Source organism: Clostridium kluyveri, from assembly GCF_001902295.1.
GTDB lineage: Bacteria > Bacillota > Clostridia > Clostridiales > Clostridiaceae > Clostridium_B > Clostridium_B kluyveri_B.
Genome location: NZ_CP018335.1, coordinates 167,125 through 186,944 on the forward strand (window position 1 = coordinate 167,125; position 19,820 = coordinate 186,944).

Consider the following 19,820-nt stretch of genomic DNA (forward strand, 5'->3'; position numbering starts at 1 on the left):
TGACTGTTATTGTGTTGCCTACCTTCTTTTTAAATACAATGGTATTTTCTGCCGAAAGTTTGTCAGGGAGTGGCAATAGCTGTGAATGTTTTTCATTAAATAATGATAAGTTTTATCCTAAAGCTGCCACCCCTTTGATTTAAGAATTTCTGGATGTCTAAAAATATTCATATAAATTTATTTTAAAGACATGTATTACATGCGTTTTTTGCCATTTGTTCTATGCAGTTCAAGAAAATTTTTTGTGATTCCACTGGAATACCTGTCATGATTTGTTTATTCCAATCTGCAATTGCAGATTGAATTTCAGGAACAAGAGCCAATGCTTTTGGAGTTAAATAGACCTTATTGACTCTTTTATCAGTCACATCTTCCTCGCGTCTTACATAATCTTCCTGTTCTAGTTTTTTTATTGCTCTTGCGATGGAACCTTTATCCACTTTCAACAAATCCGAGATTTGTTCTTGGCTAATTCCATCATTTTTGTAAATCGATAAAATCAGTAGAGAAGAACCACTTGCTCCACCATATGCCTCCAACTTTTTATTCATATAGTTTTTACGGTAACGGTATAGTATAGATATCCAAAGATTTAAGAAATTTTGGTTACGTGTCATTTTAATTCTCCTCTCTTACAGGTATCATGATTCGTCATGCACATACTGCTTGCCGCGCATGTAGGATGCAACTGCAGCAATGGCAGACATAGCAGCCGAAATATAAAATGCAAGGCGTAAACTCGACATTACCGCAGGTGCTATAGTTAATGGAAAAAAATGATTACCCAAAATAATTGTTTTAGTAGCACTTGGAATGGTAGAAAGAGTCTGTTGATCAATGAGCGCTCCCATTGGATTATATCCTAGAAATGCTGCAAACAAAGCTGATGTAGGAGGCATATTGGAAATCTGCTGTGCCATTGTGGATGGAACGCCAACATTAATCAATCCACTGTATAAAATAGAGGGTAAGTTATGTGCAAGTCCAAGGATAATAATTGCAAAATAAAGTGTCATACTTAAAGCCATTCCAGTATTCTGAAAGGTTGATCTCATTCCCGAGGTAGCTCCTCTTTGAGAAGCAGGAACGGAATTCATGATTGCAGTGGTATTTGGTGCGGCAAACATGCCCATACCACAGCCTAGGATTAACAAAATTACAATAAAAATGTTGTATCCAAAATTAGCTGGTAAAAGCGTCAAAAGGATAAAACCAAGAACTGAAAATAACATCCCGCCTGTGGCAAAAAATCGAGCACCATATTGATCTGATAGTTTTCCACATAATGGTCCCATTATAAAGAAGCCAATCATCATGGGCAGCATATAAATGCCCGCCCACAATGGGGTAGATTCAAAACTGTAGCCATGCAATGGAAGCCATATTCCCTGTAACCAAATAATTAGCATAAATTGTAAACCGCCTCGTGCGATAGATGATATAAACAGACTTAAATTACCAAAGGCAAATGCACGATTTTTGAATAATTCCAGATGGAACATGGGCATCTTGACTTTTCGTTCGATAAAGACAAATACAATAAGTAGTAATAAACCTAAACTTATTCCCAAAATCACAAATGGATTGCCCCAGCCCATTTTGGATGAACCATACGGCATGATTCCATAAGTTAGTGCCAGCAACAGTAGAGTTAGACCAACAGCGAATGTACTATTTCCTAACCAGTCAATCTTTTGTGTTTTATCTGGTACGGACTGTTCTTTGAGTTTGATATACGCCCATATGGTTCCAAATAATCCAACAGGTACACTTACAAGAAAAACAAGGCGCCAGTCAATTTCAGCAAGGACTCCTCCGATAACAAGACCAAGTAATGATCCCCCGATACCGGCAATTTGGTTGAGTCCCATAGCCATACCACGCTCTTTAGAAGAAAAAGCATCAGTAAGAATAGCAGTGCTATTGGAAAACAAAAATCCTGCTCCTACTCCTTGTAGAAGTCTGAACAAAATCATTAAAATGATGCCATTTGATCCGTTCCCAGGAGTTAGATACAGTAAAATGGAAGCCGCTGTAAAAATCCCAAAACCTAAATTGTACAGACGTACACGGCCATAGATATCCGAAATCCTACCAAAGGAAACCAGTAATGTGGCGGTTACCACAGTAAATCCCATCAGCATCCACAGCATATATGAAGTACCATTTGCCGATAATGGATCCACATTCATTCCTCGAAAGATCGCAGGAAGTGAAATTAGAATTATATTATTATTTAATGAAGCCATAAGTACGCCAAGGGTTGTATTAGAAAGAGCAATCCATTTATAATGTTTTTTATTATGTTTTTGTTTCATTGATTTGTTTTGTCCAGTAATAAATTGTAGCATTTTTTTTACCTTTCTTAAATTTAATTATTATTAATAATATTACCCTTGATAAGTAAAGGATAATCTATTTTTAATTCATCTTTTATGAAAGATTATATCAAAAAATAGTTGCCTAGTCAACCATTTTGGCTTATGGAAATATAATGCTTGAACTTCTCCCATAAGCCAAAATACATTTTGTTGAACTTGCTGAAATGCAATTTTAAATTTTGATTTTAATGCTAATTTAATTAAACTTTTCTATCATACAATCTAGCGGCATTCATTACCACTAACACGGAACCAACATTATGCACTAATGCCCCTGTAATAGGATTTAATATTCCTAGCAAAGATAGTGTAATGGCTATGGCATTAATTACCATAGATATTGAAATGTTGACTTTGATATTATGTATGGTAGCATTGGATAATCGTTTTACATAAGCCGTTTTAACAATATCATCTCCCATAAGGGCAATATCGGCAGCATCAATGGCAATATCGCTGCCCATTGTTCCCATTGCCATTCCTATAGAGGCTGTCCTTAATGCAGCTGCATCATTGATTCCATCGCCAATCATACATATGTAATCACCTTCATTTTCTATTTGTGATATAATGCTAACTTTATCTTCGGGAAGAAGAGAAGAATTTACTTCTGTAATACCTGATTTTTTGGCGATATACTCTGCTGCATTTTTATTATCTCCTGTTAAAAGTATGGTACGGTGTATACCAGCAGAGTAAAGAGAATATATTGCTTCTTTGACATTTTCTTTAAGAACATCACAAAGTGCAATAAGACCTATTACCTTATAATCTCTAGCAATAATTACTACAGCTTTTCCTTGACTGTAAAGTTTATCAAGTGTAAGTTTTAATGAATCTTCATAAGAAACATGAAAGTCTTCAAGCAGTTTTTCATTTCCACAAAGTATGGGTTCTTCTTGTATGATTCCATGCACCCCTTTACCTATAGACATTACAAAATTTGAAACTTTATGAGTTGGTATTTTTTTTTCACGGACATAAGATGTAATGGCCTTTCCTATGGGATGTTCAGAATGGCTTTCACAGGATGCAGCAAGGGATAATAATTTATTTTCTTCTATATTAAATAATATAATATCGCTTACCTCAAGTATTCCTTTTGTTAAAGTACCTGTTTTATCAAAAGCTACTACAGATACCGTGCCCATTTTTTCTAAAGCTTCTCCAGATTTTATAACTACACCAAATTTAGTTGCTTGTCCAATAGCAGCCACAATAGAAACTGGCGTAGCCAGTGCTAATGCGCAAGGGCAAAAAACCACTAATACCGTTACTGCCTTGGTAAGATCTTTAGTAATAAAATATCCTACAATAGCTATAAGGCAAGCTATGGGAACCAGCCATTGAGCCCATTTGTCCACAATTTTTTGCATGGGAGCTTGTTTGTTCTCAGCTTCCTTAGCAAGTAATACCATTTTTTTTAGGGAAGAATTCTGAAGGGTTTTTGTTACAGCTACATCAATAGAGCCAAAGCAATTTAGAGTTCCTGTAAATACAACATCTCCCACAAATTTGTCAACAGGAAGTGATTCTCCAGTTAAAATTGATTGATTAACGGAGGTTTCTCCTGAAATGATTTCTCCATCGGCAACAATAATTTCACCAGGTAGTATGCGAATCACATCTCCAATTCTCAGATCGGATACGTCTACAATTTCTTCTGCAAGAGAATTGTTATCTGATTTTTTTATTTTTTTGGCTTTGTCTGGAATTAGTCTTAAAAGACCCTCAATCCCTTTTTTTGCTTTTTCAACGGTCCTATCTTCAAGCCAGGCACCAATGGCCATAATAAAAACAACTTCACCTGCTGCAAAGATCTCACCGATATATATGGATGCAAACATGGCAATTGAGATAAGCAAAGCGGAACTTATAAAAAATTGGGTAATAATCCGTTGTAATGCTAAAACTACAAGTGGTGTTCCGCAGATAAGTATGGTTATCCAGGCAGGATCCACGGGAAATATATGAAAAAAGATATTTAAAATACTTAGAATTAAAAATAACCCTGCTATAATGATCATTGGCAATCGGGATAAGGAATCATAAATTTGTTTGAGAATATTCATTGTTATACCTCATTTCATGAATTTTCCGATAGCATCAGAAAATTTTTCAAGTTCAGATTTATCACCGGTATTTATTGCCTCTGTAATGCAGTGGTTTAAGTGATCTTGTAAAATGAGTTTGCCAATATTGTTAACTGCAGATTTTACAGCTGCCACCTGAATTAATATTTCACTGCAGTCCCGTTCATCCTGTACCATTTTTTTTACTGATTCGAGATGTCCTATGGCACGTGATAAACGATTTATAACTATTTTGGTATTTTCGTGTTTATGTTTTTTTTCTTCTGGAATATCTTATCTCTCCTTTCAACATCCCCCCATGGGGGATATTGAAATTATAGCAAGACATTTTATTTCTGTCAATATTTCCTTTTGTGAAATTCAATCCTAAAAGTATGAAAACAAAAGGTTAAGTCAAATTAAAAATTATAAAATGTTTTGAAGGAATTCATTGCATATACATAATCCTTTACACCTGCCAATTCTCTTATAGAATGCATAGATAATATAGGAATTCCCATGTCTACACATGTCATATTAATGTGGCTGGAGGAAATAGGTCCTATAGTTGAACCTCCTCTTTCGTCTGAATGGTTCACAAATATTTGCACTGGAATGTTAGCCCTGTCACATATGCTTTTATATATAGCACCAGATACACCGTCGGTAGTATAACTTTGGCTGGCACTTATTTTTATAATGGGTCCTTTATTTATAATAGGTCTATTTGCAGGATCTGATTTTTCTATATAGTTTGGATGGAGTGCGTGCCCAAGATCACAGGATATCATAAAGGATTTTGATATGGATCTATAGAATTGATCTTTATTTTTACCTAAGTTAAAGGCTATCCTTTCCAATAAAGATAACAACATAGGAGAATTTGCGCCTTGCTTTGTGGTACTCCCAACTTCTTCGTTGTCAAAGCATACCATTACATTTGTATTGTTTTTAACTTTAGTATCTGAAATGGATTTTATGCCTGAATATACCATACTCAAATCGTCCAATCTACCAGAAGATATAAATTCTCTATTAGCTCCCATTATAGTTCCTTTGCCAAATTCGTACAAAAACAAGTCAAAATCCAGAATATCTTCTTTAGCTATAGATAATTCTTCGCATATAATTTCAATGAGACAATGTTTATTTTTAGAATTGTTATTTACAAGGGTCAAAAGAGGAAGCATATGTTTTTGTTTACTCAATTTAATACCTGAGTTCACATCCCTATTCATGTGTATGGCTAGATTTGGTATTATCATAAGGGGTTCAGCTATATTTATTAACTCTGTGTGTGGATAAAAAGGATCTTTGCTTTTTAATACAATCCTACCTGCCATGGCAAGGGGTCTATCCATCCATGTATTTAATATAGGGCCGCCATATACTTCTGTGTTTATTTTTATATAGTTATTTTCTACATTTATATCTGCATTGGGTTTTATTTTAAAGCAAGGAGAGTCAGTATGAGCTCCTATTATCCTAAATCCATCTTTCTCTATTTCTCCATTTCCCACTGTAAAAGCAATAAGTGCAGAATCATTTTTGGTTATAAAATATTTTTCGCCTTTTTTTAAATTCCATGAATTCTCCTCTTTAATTTCAATAAATCCTGATCTTTTAAGTAAGTTTACAGCATTTTTCACTGCATGAAACGCTGTAGGGCTTTCATAGATATAATTTATAAGCTCTTTTGCTTCTTCAATTTCGTAATTCTTCATAATTCCTCCTAAAATAATTTCTATATTTAATTTATATTCTATTATCCAATTTAAAAATATTCAATATAAAGTTTTTTATCCCAACTATGAAATTAGCTGATACTTCTATCTTATTTAAAATGGGAGATAATATATAGTTAAAATATTATTTATAAAATATTAAAAAAGTAAATAACTATTTAATATATATGACATAAAATTGTCACAATAATTATATAAAATAATTACATTAATATAGAATTTATCAGAAATTTAAAATAGTATAGATCTCCCTTATTAAAAATAAGTGCTGGCAAATTAGCTGGTACTTATTTTTTTTATATGGGAACTTTTTAAATTAAAAGAGAAGGTTTTTACCAGCATTTCACGAATTTTGATAGAAAATTTGTGAAAAATATTCGTATTGTTTATTGACTGTAACATTCAATTTTGATACCATGTTGTAGGAGGGATGCTACTTGAAGGAAAAATATGATGTTGTGATAATTGGAGCAGGTCCTGCTGGAATATTTGCTGCACTGGAAATCACAAAGCTAAATAAGAACTTAAGCGTACTTATAATTGATAAAGGTAGAAGTATAGAAAAAAGAAAATGTCCTGCAAGAGTAAATGGAAAATGTATAAATTGTAGTCCTTGTGGTATTACTTCCGGCTGGTCAGGAGCGGGAGCTTTTTCGGATGGAAAACTTTCTTTAAGCCCGGAAGTGGGAGGAAGATTATTAGAGTATTTTTCAGAAGATGAGTGCATGGAATTAATAAAATATTGTGATGATATATATTTGAATTTTGGTGCTAATAAAACTGTGTATGGATTAAACAATGAAAAAATAGATAAAATAAAATACGAAGCAAGTAAATATAATATTCGTCTTATAGAATGTCCTGTAAGACATTTAGGAACGGAATTAGCTTATGAGGTATTGAAGAAAATGTATCATTATATTTTAAAGGATACAAATACAGAATTTAGTGAACTTACAGAAGTAGAAGATATATTAGTAGAAGATGATGCAGCTGCAGGAGTTCTGGTTAAAAATAAACAGGGACAAAAAAAGATTTCAGCAAAATATGTAATAGTTGCACCAGGCAGGGGTGGAGCGGAATGGTTTTCAATTCAATCTAAAAAGTTAAATTTAAAAACTAAAAATAATGCTGTGGATATAGGCGTAAGAGTAGAGGTACCTAATTCTATAATGGATCATTTAACTAAAGATTTATATGAGGCAAAACTTGTTTACTATTCGGATACTTTCGATAATAAAGTCAGAACTTTTTGTATGAATCCAGGAGGAGTTGTATCTGAAGAACATTATGATGGAACTATAGCAGTTGTAAATGGGCACAGCTACTCGGAAAAGGAACTGAGAACTGAAAATACGAATTTTGCCATGCTTGTTTCTACTTCTTTTACAGAACCTTTCGACCAACCTATAACTTATGGTAAGTATATTGCAAAGCTTGGTAATATGCTAACTGGGGATGGTATAATGGTTCAAAGATTGGGAGATTTATTAAATGGTAGAAGAACTGATTATTCAAGAATTAAAAAATCTACTACTATACCAACTCTTAAATCAGCAGTACCAGGGGATTTAAGTTTTGTATTGCCTCAGAGGTGTTTAACTTCTATAGTTGAAGCATTAAAGGCTTTTAATAATATTGCACCGGGGCTTTACAGTAAAAATACATTACTTTATGGTGTGGAAGTTAAGTTTTATTCAAGTAAATTTGAAACTAATGATAAATTTGAAACAGCTATAAGAAATTTATATGCTATAGGAGATGGGGCTGGTATTACAAGAGGTCTTATGCAGGCTTCTGTAACTGGTGTAGTAGTTGCAAGAGATATAGCACATAAATAGTTTAAATATTATTTTAAAGTTGAAATTGTATTAATTGTAAGTTTCATGATATGTAAAAAAGGGGAGGAAGTTCTCATGTCAGCATTTATTGTTTTAGGTTCCCAATGGGGCGACGAAGGAAAGGGTAAAATGACCGATTATCTTGCAAAAGATGTAGATGTAGTTGTCAGATTCCAAGGTGGTAATAATGCAGGTCACACAGTTAGGGTAGGGGATAAGGAATATAAACTTCATATTATACCCTCTGGGATACTTTATAAAGATAAAGTAAATGTAATAGGAAATGGAGTAGTGCTTGACCCAGAAGCATTATTTCAGGAAATAGATTATTTGGAAAAAGCGGGGGTAGATATTCAGCCTGACAATTTGATGATAAGTGACAGAGCTCAGCTTATTATGCCTTATCATAAGATATTGGATGGGATAAAAGAAAGATCCAGAGGGAAAAAAGATATAGGTACCACTGGAAAGGGAATTGGCCCTTGTTATACAGATAAAATGGAGAGAAGTGGTATAAGGGTTTGTGATCTTATAAACCAGGATGTTTTTAAAGAAAATTTAAAAGAAAATCTAAAGATTAAAAATGATATAATAACAAAAGTTTACGGGGAAAATGCTTTGGATTTTGATTCAATATATGATCAATATATTGAATATAGAAAGAAATTGGCACCTTATGTTAAGGATATCTCTGTAGAGGTGTATAATAGCATTAAGAGTAACAAAAAGGTATTATTTGAAGGGGCTCAAGGTACTTTATTGGATATAGATTATGGAACTTATCCCTATGTTACTTCCTCAAGTACCATTGCAGGGGGAGTATGTATAGGTGCAGGAATAGGACCCACACTTATAACAGGTGCCATAGGTGTTGCAAAAGCCTATACCACAAGAGTAGGAAAAGGACCTTTCCCAACAGAACTTTTTGATGATACTGGAGGTTGGATCAGAAAAAGTGGACGTGAATATGGAGTTACTACAGGAAGAGCTAGAAGATGCGGATGGCTGGACCTTGTGATACTTAAAACCAGCAGTAGAGTTTCAGGACTTACTAATTTTGCTATTACTAAAATAGATACTTTAGGGGGACTTGAAAAGGTAAAGGTATGTACAGGATATAAATTTAATGGAAAAATTATAGATTATGTACCCGCTAGTTTGCAGGATTTAGCCAAGTGTGAGCCTGTATATGAAGAATTTGATGGATGGGATAAAGATATTGAAAATGCTAAGACATATGATGAACTTCCGGAAAATGCTAAAATATATTTAAATAAAATAGAAGAGTTTACTAATACTAAAATATCTATAGTTTCTGTAGGACCAGGAAGAGAGCAAACAATAAATTTGAATAATATGTAATTTCAATTTCACCTTTAAATAAACTTCTAAAATTAATAGAACTTATTTAAAGGTGAAATTTTTATTCTATGGAAAAAATAAAAATTATGTTATAAAATAAGTTTATAGTAAATTATAGGAGGGAGAATATTGGATAAATCAACTTTTGAAAAGGAATATGAAGTTCAATATCATGAAATAGATTTTAAGGGAAGATTACTTGTTACAAGTCTTATAAATTATTTTGGGGATGTGGCTACAAAGCATTCTGAGGCTATAGGAGGAAGTCTTAAATATCTAAAAGAAAAAGGCATTGCATGGGTTCTTTATAAATGGAATATACATATAAATAAAAGTCCCTATTATGGTGAAAAAATTACTATAAGAACCAAGGCTTGTTCTTTTAAAAAGTTTTATGCTTATAGAACTTTCCATGTTATAGATAAAGAGGGCAATGTTGTAGCTTACGCAAATTCTCTCTGGATTTTGATAGATGTTAGTAGACGTAAAATAATTAGAATAACACAGGATATGTATAAGATGTATGGTATAAGTGAAAAAAATAAGGGCTTAATGGATATAAAAAAAATAAAGCTTCCAGAAAAATTTTCTATAGAGAAAAGCTTTGAAGTAAGGTATAGTGATATAGATACCAATAGACATGTTAATAATGTTAAGTATGTGGATTGGATGATAGAAACCATTCCTCTGGACATAGTACTTAACTACTCCATAGAAAATTTAAATATAACCTATGAAAAAGAAGCCAGATATGGTGAAAACATAACAATATACACTGAATTGAATAAACAAGATGAAGGTTACATATCTTTACATGAAATTGTAGATAAAGAAGGCAAAAGGCTGTCTGCCATAGAGGCTGTTTTGCAAAAAAAGTAAAAGTGCTAATGAATTATTTTTCAGCAGCACTTTTTCCTGCCGTAAATCCAGAGCTCCAGGCCCATTGCAGATTGAAACCACCACAATCTCCATGTACATCTAATATTTCACCGGCAAAATATAAGTTTTTTATCTTTTTAGATTCTAGAGTTTTTGGATTTATTTCGCATACGTCAATACCACCGGAAGTGACCTGTGAGTTTTTAAAGGAATTGGTGTCGTATACTTCGAATTTCCAAGATTTAATTAATTTATATATGTTGTTTTTTTCTATCCAGGTTAATTCATTACAGGGTTTATGGATATTTTTTACTGAAGCTTCATTTAAAAGTATAGGTATCATTTTTTTATTTATTATTCCTATTAAAGAATTATGTATACTTCTGTAATTAAAAATTCCCCAATGATTTTCCAGAAATTCTATTAACTCTTTTTTACTAAACTGTGGAAGCATATCAATTTCTAATTCAACTAACCTTTTATTAAACAAATTATAAGAGGCTGTGCCGCTTATATTCAATATAGGGGGACCTGATATTCCATAGTCGGTAAATAGTAATTCACCTTCATCCTGTTCTTTTATTTTGTTATCTACAAGTAAATTCACATTGCCATTAAATTTTACTCCTGACAGGGCTTTTAAGCGGGTGTAATGCAGTTTTAGCTGTACCAGTGCAGGGATAGGAGAAATTATATTATGACCTAATTTTTTACATATATTAAGACCAGAACCATCAGAACCGGTATCCGGAGCAGATTTACCTCCAGTGCATAAAATAATTTTTCTGCATTCATATATTTTATCTTCACAAAATATTCTAAAATATTTCTTTGTATATACAATGTCTTTGACTTTTGAATTTAAGTAAATAGGAATATCTCTATCTTCAAGGGACATTTTTAGTATGTCTAGTACGGAGGATGCCTGAAGTGAAAGTGGATACATCTTCCCTTTTTCTAAAGTTGTAAGAGGTAATCCTAAAGAATTAAAAAATGTAACTGTATCATTTAAAGTAAAATTATCTAAGGTATCTTTAAAAAAATCAGGGTTTTTACTGTGATACCTAGAGTAATTTATATTCTCATTAGTTATATTGCACCTTCCATTTCCGGTGGATAATAATTTTTGACCAATTCTTTTTTTCGACTCTAAGATTCCAACATCTTTTCCATTGTCTTTTACAGTGATTGAAGCCATTATGCCAGAAGCACCAGCGCCAATTACCATTATCTCATGAAACAAAAACATACCTCCCTAAGTTAAAATGAATGTACTACATAAATATTTTAACTCACTTATATTTTTTTTAATATAGTTTGTGACTAAAAATTATATATTTACTTTAAATTTGTATATACTATAATTAATAGAAGGTAGTGTAAAAAGTTTATGAAAAACTATAAAATAATAAATTTTTAGGGCACCCATAAATGTAAGTTTGTTACAAATAACCGCAGTTGCCCTTGACAAACATTATCCAAATTTTGTTTTACCTTGAAGAGGGCGAAGGGAAAAGATATAAAGACATGACAAAAAGCCCTCTGAAAACCAATTTTAAAATTTGTCTAATTCGGTTTGTCAAGGGTTCGCTGACGGCAACAGCTGCTTTAGGGCTCAGCTAAATAGATATAAAATCTTAGGAGGTAGCCTGTGATATACAATAGTCTTGAGCTAGTTCAACAAGCTTACACCAACGAGCTGGCATGGTTTGAAGACTTTGAAGTACAGGTATTTGAACTGGAACCTTATGATTAAGTGTTGAATGAGTTCTTAGAAAATTAAAATATGCAGCAAATAATGTTACAAATGCTATAGAACCATCTGAACTATTAAAACCACAGGTTGTCCTATAACTGCCTTTAAAGGTTCTATTAAGACGTTCAATTATCTGTTTTAAAGGTCTGTATTCCTTTGAAACGTCATCATTGTTTGTAAGACCTATGACTTGAGTAATATCGAAGTTAATGTCTTCGCTTGCGAAAAAATGTTGTGCCAACAAGTAGATTGGATTACCATCAACAATGAAATTTAGTTTTTTAGGTATATCCTTAAGCTTTGATAAAACGTCGTCTAAAGCTTTAACTGCTGAAAGAGTATCTCTATTTGGTGAAACTCTATAAGAAAGAATAATTTTCTTAACAGAGTCAAAGAAAAAGAAGATATACTGCCATTTACCGTTAACTTTTATGTATGTTTCATCACCACAAAAAGAATTAGATAACTCATAATTGTAGTTATCAACAAAGGGCTTTACCACATGGGATACAGCATCAGCGTAGTTTAAAACTGTTTGATGAGATATTTTAATACCGTGAATATCCCTCATTATTGAAGCCGTCTGTCTTGAAGACATATGGTAGTTTACGTAGTAAGACATAATTAATCCTAAAGTATGAGACGAAACCATTATTTTAGGCAGACTAATTTTAGATTTAACAGGGCTTTTACTGCTAAAAGGCTTATAGTCAAAAGTAAATTCCCTAGTTATATATCTAACTTTATAGTTGTGAGGGTTATTTTTAAAGTCTTCTCTTTCTTTTTTAGTCATTGAAGCTAAATTGGTTTTATAAAAATCACACTCATCATTCTTACATTTATGCACATAAAAGTCCTTGCGAGTTTTGATTTTTTCAAGTGTTTTACCACAGTAAGGACATTTTAAAATAACGGACTTTTGAAAATAATTTTTAGGGTTAAATACTGTGTTGCATACCTTACAAAGGTATTGACCTCTGCCACCATTATTATCGTAAAGATACTGGTGGGGAGCACCACATTTAGGACACTTAACTTCTTTAGGAATGATAGTTTTATTCTTACGTGGCTTAACAGGTGTAAGTTCTTTCTTGTGACTTTCAAAATAGTTATGTAGAAGAACTTTATAATCAAGCTTTTCAGGTATTTCAAATATAGGTATTTTGTCTACCTGAAGCTTTCTATATTCCTTTTTTACTGGTTCGTCAGAGGCAGGGGTAAACATGGGTTTGCCAACTAAAAGAATAAATAATAGGTTAATCATATTGTGTAGGTAAATAATGTATTTAACAAGAAACTCGTTAATCATGCTTGTAGCTTGCTCCTTTCTTCTTTGCTGGAAATTATGACTTTGCAAATCACTAATTTACCCTAAAAGTTTGGGGGGAGCAAGTTATTTATATAAAATTGTTGAAAATAAAAGGGTTACGTCAGAAATTATATTAAAATTTTTGACAATACCTAATAGAAAAGGGAGGGATATTTATGGCAGCTTCTGAGTTCTTGAATTATAAAAATTGGGTGGTAGTGGGTAGTGTAGCCAATAACAAAAAATATGCTTTTAGAATATTAAATTGTTTGAAAGATGATGGATTTAATGTAGCTGGGGTAAACCCTAAAAGTGCCGAAGAGGGTGCCTATAAATCCTTGGCAGAGGTACCTTTTAGCATAGATGTATTAGATCTATGCATAAACCCTGTACTTGGAATAAACATAGTTAAGGAAGCCAATAAGTTGGGAATAGATAAAATATTAATACAACCTGGTGCAGAAAGTGATGAAATATTCAACTTTTGTAATAATAATGGAATAAATTTTGTAGAGGGATGTGCACTTGTTGAACTTTCTCGGAGATAGAGTATAAGCCAAAATCTTAATTTTAATTCAGTATAACTAAAAACTTATATAATTTTCAAATTAGCGTAAAGTGTTGAGATGTAAGGACTTTAGTAGAAATATAGAAAAAGATATTTAAGAATATAAAAAAAAGTGTTGACACTTCAGAGAATATTTTGTATTATAGACTATGTCAGGCCGCTGGATAGGTTTGATGCATAAGTAAAGGCCCCTTGGTCAAGCGGTTAAGACACCACCCTTTCACGGTGGTAACAGGAGTTCGATTCTCCTAGGGGTCACCATTATTACATGGGCGCATAGCTCAGCTGGGAGAGCACCTGCCTTACAAGCAGGGGGTCACAGGTTCGATCCCTGTTGTGCCCACCAACATAAGGCTCAGTAGCTCAGATGGTTAGAGTGCCGGCCTGTCACGCCGGAGGTCGAGGGTTCGATCCCCTTCTGAGTCGCCATGCCTTGCAACATTTATTTGTTGATAGGCCTTTAGCTTAAATTGGGAAGTCTACTCTAACATGAGAGAGTTACTTAGTTTAAGTTAAAATACTAAATTTGTTCTAGGCCCCTTGGTCAAGCGGTTAAGACACCACCCTTTCACGGTGGTAACAGGAGTTCGATTCTCCTAGGGGTCACCATTATTATATGGGCGCATAGCTCAGCTGGGAGAGCACCTGCCTTACAAGCAGGGGGTCACAGGTTCGATCCCTGTTGTGCCCACCATGTACCATATATTACGTATAGGGCTCAGTAGCTCAGATGGTTAGAGTGCCGGCCTGTCACGCCGGAGGTCGAGGGTTCGATCCCCTTCTGAGTCGCCATTTTGCTGGCATAGCTCAGCTGGTAGAGCAACTGACTTGTAATCAGTAGGTCGTGGGTTCGAAGCCTACTGCCAGCACCAAGAACCCCATGATACAATATCATGGGGTTTAGTATTTTTTGCTATTTAAAGTTTTTGCTTTTTATATTTTTACGTATTCTTATATCCTCTCCCCAAAATTTAAATAAGGTAAATTCACCTAATAATCTGGAAGAAATTCTCTCTGAGTAATATTTTAAAAGTTCTTCCAAATCACAATTAGTAGATATAAGCATTTTATTCTGTTTTAATAATTTCCTATTTATAAGATTAAATAATTCTGTTTTAGAAAAATCCGTTATCTGTTCTGAACCTAAATCATCTATTATTAATAAGTCACAATTTATTATAAGATCTTCTAATTTATTGTTCTCCTTAAATCTTATGCTTTTTAAGTCTTGAATTAAAGCTTCAGAAGTCCTATAGACTACTAGAAATCCTCTATCTAAAAGTTCTTTTGCTATGCAATTTGATAGAAAAGTTTTTCCTGTTCCTGGATTTCCATAAAATAATAAATTTTCTTTGGAAGAAGAAAAATTTTCTATGTATTTCCACGATGTAGAAGCTATCTTTTCTATATTTTTTCTGGGGCTGGTTGGTTCTCCTTCATTTTTTAAAGGGGAATATAAGTGAAAATTAAAACTATCAAAATTGTTTTTACTTAGTATATTCATCAAATCGGAATTGTTATAATATAATTTAATTAACTTCTGTTTATAGCATAAACATTTTTTAGTGCCTATAAAACCAGTATCTTTACATTTATTACATTTATAAATCATATCTAGATAATTTACAGGATAATTATTGGCCAGCATAAGTTGAGCCTTTTTTTTTCTCAGATTTTTAATTTTTTCTTTAAGTTCCTTCAAATATTTATCCTTATATTTTACATTGTTTAATATATTTATTGATAATTTTATACAAAGTTTACCTATTTCACTTTCAATATCCAATATTTCAGGAACAGTTTTTCTGATTTCTTCTTTTCTCAGGTTTAAAGTTTGTTCATTCTTCTGCCTTATGTTTTCATAAATTTTTGTTATGTTTGAGTGATAGCTTTTAATCATTTCTATCCCATCCTAATAGTTTCTTTTCTAAATCTTCAAAATCATAGTTTCTCTGTTTAAAATTATTAAAGGATCCCTGATTTGAGTTATTTCTTAAGTTTTTATAATTAGTAGATGTATTTTTTTTCATATCTTTTTTTCTTATATCTTTAGTGGTTTTTATATTATCTCTATACCAACTTGCAAGTATACCATCAATATATTTAAAGTCTGCTTTATTTATTCTTTGAAAGCATATATCGCATGCTTTGTATATAATGTCTATAGAAAAGTTATAGCTTTCTATCCATTTAGAAAGCAATTCTTCTTGAGGCTTCATTATTTCTGCATCTTTTATGCCAAGGTAATTCAGAATTTTTCTTATGCTTATCCATTTATCCTCATGTTTTTTTATAAAGGCTTGAGCATCATCTACATTCTTTATTTTAGCATCGAACCAGGATAGGGCGGTTTTTTCTATATACCTTATATTAGTCTTCCCTTTTAAAGTGCAATATTGCACTAATAAGAGTATTATTTCAGGAGAAAAATTTAGATCATTTAGCCAACTTATATACATCATCATTTCTTTTGAAGATAATGGTCTTCCCATAGATTTTTCTATATCTTCTAACATGTCTTTTACAGAATGATTATTTAGTTCCTCCAATAAATTTATATTACTTTCTTTTTCAATTTCTATATCATCATTATATAAATCTAAAAATTCTATATTGTAATTTCCCATATTATCTATAGGAACTAATTTTATTACATTCTCTTCATTCCAATAATTCCATGCATTTAATACATCCGTTTCCAAAAGATGCAAAGTATTTGCTATTATTTGAGAGTTTACTCCTATCTCTCCTGATTTGCAATATTTTAATCCAAGAAGATATACCTTTACAAATTCTCCACGGGCCTTAGTCATGTATTTATCTATGAATATATTGCTTACAGGAGTATAGTTACTTTCTTTAGTCTTAAACATATATGTACTCATATTCTATTTACCTGCCTTTATTAAATAAGGTTTTAAAAGCTGTATTACTAAATTATTATATCAGACTAAATACAAAAAGTATAATGTAGTAAAAGGGTTACAAGTGTGATAAATTTACGGAAGATTTTAACATACTGGACAGTTAAAAGTTTTTAATATATACTTTGATTATCAAAATATTTGATAATCAAAAATTAAAAAAGGAGAGAGTTAAATGAGATTACCTTCATTGATTATAGGAGATTTAAAGGCTAATATACCTATTATTCAAGGTGGCATGGGTGTGGGTATTTCTGGATATAATTTAGCGCAGGCAGTAGCAAATGAAGGTGGAATAGGTGTAATCTCTACTGTTCAAATAGGTTATAAGGAATTAGATTTTGAAACTAATTCTAAAGAAGCAAATATTAGAGCTTTAACAAAACAAATAAGAAAAGCTAGAGAATTAAGCCCAAAGGGTATAATTGGTGTAAATATAATGGTAGCTATAGAGCAGTATGATGCAATGGTAAAAACCTGTGTGGAAGAAAAAGCAGATATAATAATATCGGGAGCTGGGTTGCCTCTTAATTTACCTAAACTGGTCCAGGGAAGTTCCATAAAAATAGTACCTATAGTTTCTTCTGGAAAGGCTGCATCTATTATAATTAGAAATTGGCTTAAAAAATACTCCAGAATGCCAGATGCAGTTGTAGTAGAAGGGCCTGAGGCAGGGGGACACCTTGGATTTCATCTAAAGCAACTTCAAGAAGGTAAAGAATTACTGGAAGATATAGTTGTAGAAGTTATTAAGGTAGTAAGAGGCTTTGAAAATGGAGATAATGTTCCAGTTATAGCTGCTGGAGGCATATATACAGGATGTGATATTGTAAAATTTTTAAAACTAGGGGCAAACGGGGTTCAGATGGGAACTCGTTTTGTAGCCACTGAAGAATGTGATGCACATATAAATTTTAAAAATGCCTACATAGATGTAAAAAAAGAGGATATAAGTATAATAAAAAGCCCTGTAGGACTTCCAGGAAGGGCTATAAGAAATAAATTCATAAAGCAAACTGAAACCACTGATATAATTACTCCTGATAAATGTTATAATTGCCTAAAAAAGTGCAATCCGTCTAAAACACCGTACTGTATATCTAAAGCTTTAATAAATTCAGTTAAAGGAAATGTTGAGGATGGACTTGTATTTATAGGAAGTAATGGGTATAGGGTAAATAAAATTGTAAAAGTTAAAGAGCTTATAAAGGAACTTGTAGAGGAAGCAGAAAAGTGCTAAATATATGTTGAAATACATTATTTATTTAAAGTGGTGATTTAGTGAATAAAAGTATAAATGTCATAAATGAATTATTGGTGGACATTTTTAATGACATTTTAGAAATAGAACAAAAAGCCCTTCAATATGCAGCATTTAATGATTTATCTATTACAGAAATACATACCATAGAAGCTATAGGTATGTATAAGACCAGAAAAATGACTGAAGTTGCTTGTCAGTTAGATATAACGTTAGGTACCTTGACTAAAGCTGTAGATCAATTGGTAAAGAAGGAATATGCCCTAAGAAGACGCAGTGAGGAGGATAGAAGAATTGTATATGTACAGTTAACTAAAAAAGGCAAACTTGCGTTTAGAGTACATCATAAGTTTCATTCTGATATGGTTAAAGAAGCTGTGAAAGGATTTACAGAAGAAGATGAAAGGATTTTAATTAAATCATTAGAAAAACTTAATAATTTTTTTAAATCAAAATATAATCTTAAAATTAAACCAAAGGAGAATAACAATGAATAAAGTGAAAATTGCAGGTTTAGGAAGTTACGTTCCACCTAAAATTTTAGATAATAATGATCTGTCTTTAATAGTGGATACCAATGATGAATGGATAAGATGTAGAACAGGAATAAGACAAAGGAGAATATCACAGGGAGAAAACACTTCAGAAATGGCTACAAAAGCAGCTATAAATGCTATGAAAAGTGCAAATATAAAGGCAGAAGATATTGATCTTATAGTGGTTGCGACCATTACACCGGATAATTTTATACCTTCTACAGCATGTATAGTACAAAAAAATATTAAAGCTGTTAATGCTACTTGTTTTGATATATCTGCAGCCTGTTCTGGACTTATATATGGATTAGATATTGGAACACAGTTTATACGTTCAGGAAGATTTAAAGTGGTACTTGCAATAGGAGCTGAAACTCTTTCTAAGATACTTAACTGGCAGGATAGAAGTACCTGTATTTTGTTTGGAGATGGGGCCGCTGCTGCTATTTTACAAATAGGAGAAGAGGAGAGTATACTTTCTATGTATACAGGATCTGATGGATTTCAAGGAGATGCCTTAACCTGTCCTGCAGTTCCGGTAAATAATCCCTGTACTACATCAGATTTTCAAAAAAGTGTGGTAACTATGGATGGTAAAGCTATATTTAAATTTGCAGTAAAGATTTTAGTAAAGTCTGTGAAAATGTTACTTAAGGAACAGGAGGTTACCTTAGAAGAAATTAAATATATAATTCCTCATCAAGCTAATTATAGAATAATAGAATGTGCTGCTAAAATATTAAAGGTAGATATAGATAAATTCTATATTAATCTAGACCTATATGGAAATACATCTGCAGCTAGTGTAGGAATAGCTCTGGATGAGGTATATAAAAAGAATTTGGTAGAAAAGGGAGATAAAGTTCTTATTATAGGTTTTGGAGGAGGATTAACCTACGGAGGATTATTGATTAATGTAATTTAATGATCGGTATTCTGGAGGGTAAAAATGATTTTTAATAGGATAAAGAAGATTATAGTAGAACAGCTTAATTTAGATGAAAAGGATATAGAAGAAAATACTTCTTTTAAAGAGCTTAAAGTAGATTCTTTAGAATTATTTCAAATAATAATTGATATAGAAGAGGAATTTGATGTTCAAATAGAAGATGCGGAATCAATAAAAACTGTTCAAGATGCAGTAAAGATTGTAGAAGAAAAAATTAATATAAAATAGGAGGTCTAG

17 protein-coding genes and 7 tRNA genes are annotated in these 19,820 nt (G+C 32.3%); 15 read left to right on the plus strand and 9 right to left on the minus strand.

Annotated elements, in window-relative coordinates; translation table 11 throughout:
* Nucleotides 1-182 precede the first annotated feature (182 nt).
* The 5 genes from BS101_RS01020 to BS101_RS01040 all read right to left on the minus strand — a co-directional run bounded on the left by BS101_RS01020 (nt 183) and on the right by BS101_RS01040 (nt 6,177).
* The gene (locus BS101_RS01020; protein ID WP_073537153.1) at nt 183-617 is read right to left on the minus strand and encodes a MarR family winged helix-turn-helix transcriptional regulator; all 435 of its coding nucleotides are present in this window, start codon (nt 615-617) and stop codon (nt 183-185) included.
* Nucleotides 618-641: 24 nt separating this feature from the next.
* Nucleotides 642-2,318: an MFS transporter gene (locus BS101_RS01025; RefSeq protein ID WP_242951366.1), complete on the minus strand. Its 1,677-nt coding sequence runs from the start codon at nt 2,316-2,318 to the stop codon at nt 642-644.
* A 263-nt stretch (nt 2,319-2,581) separates the two neighbouring features.
* Nucleotides 2,582-4,453 (minus strand): heavy metal translocating P-type ATPase, encoded by a 1,872-nt coding sequence (locus BS101_RS01030; RefSeq protein ID WP_073537155.1) that lies wholly within the window; start codon nt 4,451-4,453, stop codon nt 2,582-2,584.
* Nucleotides 4,454-4,462: 9 nt separating this feature from the next.
* A complete protein-coding gene (locus BS101_RS01035; RefSeq protein WP_073537156.1) occupies nt 4,463-4,744 on the minus strand; it encodes a metal-sensing transcriptional repressor in 282 nt (93 codons plus the stop codon).
* Nucleotides 4,745-4,872: 128 nt separating this feature from the next.
* Complete coding sequence (locus BS101_RS01040; protein ID WP_073537157.1) at nt 4,873-6,177, minus strand: M18 family aminopeptidase; 1,305 nt, start codon at nt 6,175-6,177, stop codon at nt 4,873-4,875.
* A gap of 458 nt (nt 6,178-6,635) precedes the next feature.
* On the opposite strand from BS101_RS01040, the gene BS101_RS01045 reads away from it, so the two are divergent.
* The 3 genes from BS101_RS01045 to BS101_RS01055 all read left to right on the plus strand — a co-directional run bounded on the left by BS101_RS01045 (nt 6,636) and on the right by BS101_RS01055 (nt 10,280).
* Nucleotides 6,636-8,039 (plus strand): NAD(P)/FAD-dependent oxidoreductase, encoded by a 1,404-nt coding sequence (locus BS101_RS01045; protein ID WP_073537158.1) that lies wholly within the window; start codon nt 6,636-6,638, stop codon nt 8,037-8,039.
* Nucleotides 8,040-8,114: 75 nt separating this feature from the next.
* On the plus strand, nt 8,115-9,401 hold the full coding sequence (locus tag BS101_RS01050; protein ID WP_073537159.1) for an adenylosuccinate synthase: 1,287 nt from the start codon (nt 8,115-8,117) through the stop codon (nt 9,399-9,401).
* 129 nt (nt 9,402-9,530) lie between these two features.
* Nucleotides 9,531-10,280, plus strand: a complete 750-nt coding sequence (locus tag BS101_RS01055) for an acyl-[acyl-carrier-protein] thioesterase (protein ID WP_073537160.1) — start codon at nt 9,531-9,533, stop codon at nt 10,278-10,280.
* A gap of 13 nt (nt 10,281-10,293) precedes the next feature.
* Here BS101_RS01055 and BS101_RS01060 read toward each other — a convergent pair whose 3' ends face one another.
* Together BS101_RS01060 and BS101_RS01065 are read right to left on the minus strand one after the other, a co-directional pair.
* Complete coding sequence (locus BS101_RS01060) at nt 10,294-11,523, minus strand: NAD(P)/FAD-dependent oxidoreductase (protein WP_073537161.1); 1,230 nt, start codon at nt 11,521-11,523, stop codon at nt 10,294-10,296.
* Nucleotides 11,524-11,917: 394 nt separating this feature from the next.
* The gene (locus BS101_RS01065) at nt 11,918-13,300 is read right to left on the minus strand and encodes a DDE-type integrase/transposase/recombinase (protein ID WP_207649431.1); all 1,383 of its coding nucleotides are present in this window, start codon (nt 13,298-13,300) and stop codon (nt 11,918-11,920) included.
* 221 nt (nt 13,301-13,521) lie between these two features.
* On the opposite strand from BS101_RS01065, the gene BS101_RS01070 reads away from it, so the two are divergent.
* From BS101_RS01070 to BS101_RS01105, 8 genes are all read left to right on the plus strand, one after another.
* A complete protein-coding gene (locus tag BS101_RS01070) occupies nt 13,522-13,893 on the plus strand; it encodes a CoA-binding protein (RefSeq protein ID WP_073537163.1) in 372 nt (123 codons plus the stop codon).
* A 206-nt stretch (nt 13,894-14,099) separates the two neighbouring features.
* Nucleotides 14,100-14,174, plus strand: a tRNA-Glu gene (locus tag BS101_RS01075).
* A 9-nt stretch (nt 14,175-14,183) separates the two neighbouring features.
* A tRNA-Val gene (locus tag BS101_RS01080) sits at nt 14,184-14,259 on the plus strand.
* Between the two features lie 6 nt (nt 14,260-14,265).
* Nucleotides 14,266-14,342 (plus strand) — tRNA-Asp (locus tag BS101_RS01085).
* A 105-nt stretch (nt 14,343-14,447) separates the two neighbouring features.
* Nucleotides 14,448-14,522: transfer RNA gene (locus BS101_RS01090), tRNA-Glu, on the plus strand.
* Nucleotides 14,523-14,531: 9 nt separating this feature from the next.
* Nucleotides 14,532-14,607: transfer RNA gene (locus BS101_RS01095), tRNA-Val, on the plus strand.
* A gap of 21 nt (nt 14,608-14,628) precedes the next feature.
* Nucleotides 14,629-14,705, plus strand: a tRNA-Asp gene (locus BS101_RS01100).
* A 4-nt stretch (nt 14,706-14,709) separates the two neighbouring features.
* Nucleotides 14,710-14,785 (plus strand) — tRNA-Thr (locus BS101_RS01105).
* A 41-nt stretch (nt 14,786-14,826) separates the two neighbouring features.
* On the opposite strand, the gene BS101_RS01110 is transcribed toward BS101_RS01105, so the two are convergent.
* Both BS101_RS01110 and BS101_RS01115 read right to left on the minus strand, forming a co-directional pair.
* A complete protein-coding gene (locus tag BS101_RS01110; RefSeq protein ID WP_073537164.1) occupies nt 14,827-15,813 on the minus strand; it encodes an ATP-binding protein in 987 nt (328 codons plus the stop codon).
* Nucleotides 15,806-16,798, minus strand: a complete 993-nt coding sequence (locus tag BS101_RS01115; RefSeq protein WP_073537165.1) for a DnaD domain protein — start codon at nt 16,796-16,798, stop codon at nt 15,806-15,808. The genes BS101_RS01110 and BS101_RS01115 overlap by 8 nt, the downstream gene beginning before the upstream one ends.
* A 214-nt stretch (nt 16,799-17,012) precedes the next feature.
* On the opposite strand from BS101_RS01115, the gene BS101_RS01120 reads away from it, so the two are divergent.
* Genes BS101_RS01120 through BS101_RS01135 form a run of 4 tightly spaced genes read left to right on the plus strand, consistent with a single transcriptional unit; the run spans nt 17,013 to nt 19,811 of the window.
* Nucleotides 17,013-18,077 (plus strand): NAD(P)H-dependent flavin oxidoreductase, encoded by a 1,065-nt coding sequence (locus BS101_RS01120; RefSeq protein WP_073537166.1) that lies wholly within the window; start codon nt 17,013-17,015, stop codon nt 18,075-18,077.
* A gap of 41 nt (nt 18,078-18,118) precedes the next feature.
* Nucleotides 18,119-18,595, plus strand: coding sequence for a MarR family winged helix-turn-helix transcriptional regulator (locus tag BS101_RS01125; protein WP_073537167.1), 477 nt, complete (start codon nt 18,119-18,121; stop codon nt 18,593-18,595).
* On the plus strand, nt 18,588-19,559 hold the full coding sequence (locus tag BS101_RS01130) for a beta-ketoacyl-ACP synthase III (RefSeq protein WP_073537168.1): 972 nt from the start codon (nt 18,588-18,590) through the stop codon (nt 19,557-19,559). Before BS101_RS01125 ends, BS101_RS01130 begins: the two co-directional genes overlap by 8 nt.
* Nucleotides 19,560-19,583: 24 nt before the next feature.
* Nucleotides 19,584-19,811 (plus strand): acyl carrier protein, encoded by a 228-nt coding sequence (locus BS101_RS01135; RefSeq protein WP_073537169.1) that lies wholly within the window; start codon nt 19,584-19,586, stop codon nt 19,809-19,811.
* Nucleotides 19,812-19,820: the final 9 nt, after the last annotated feature.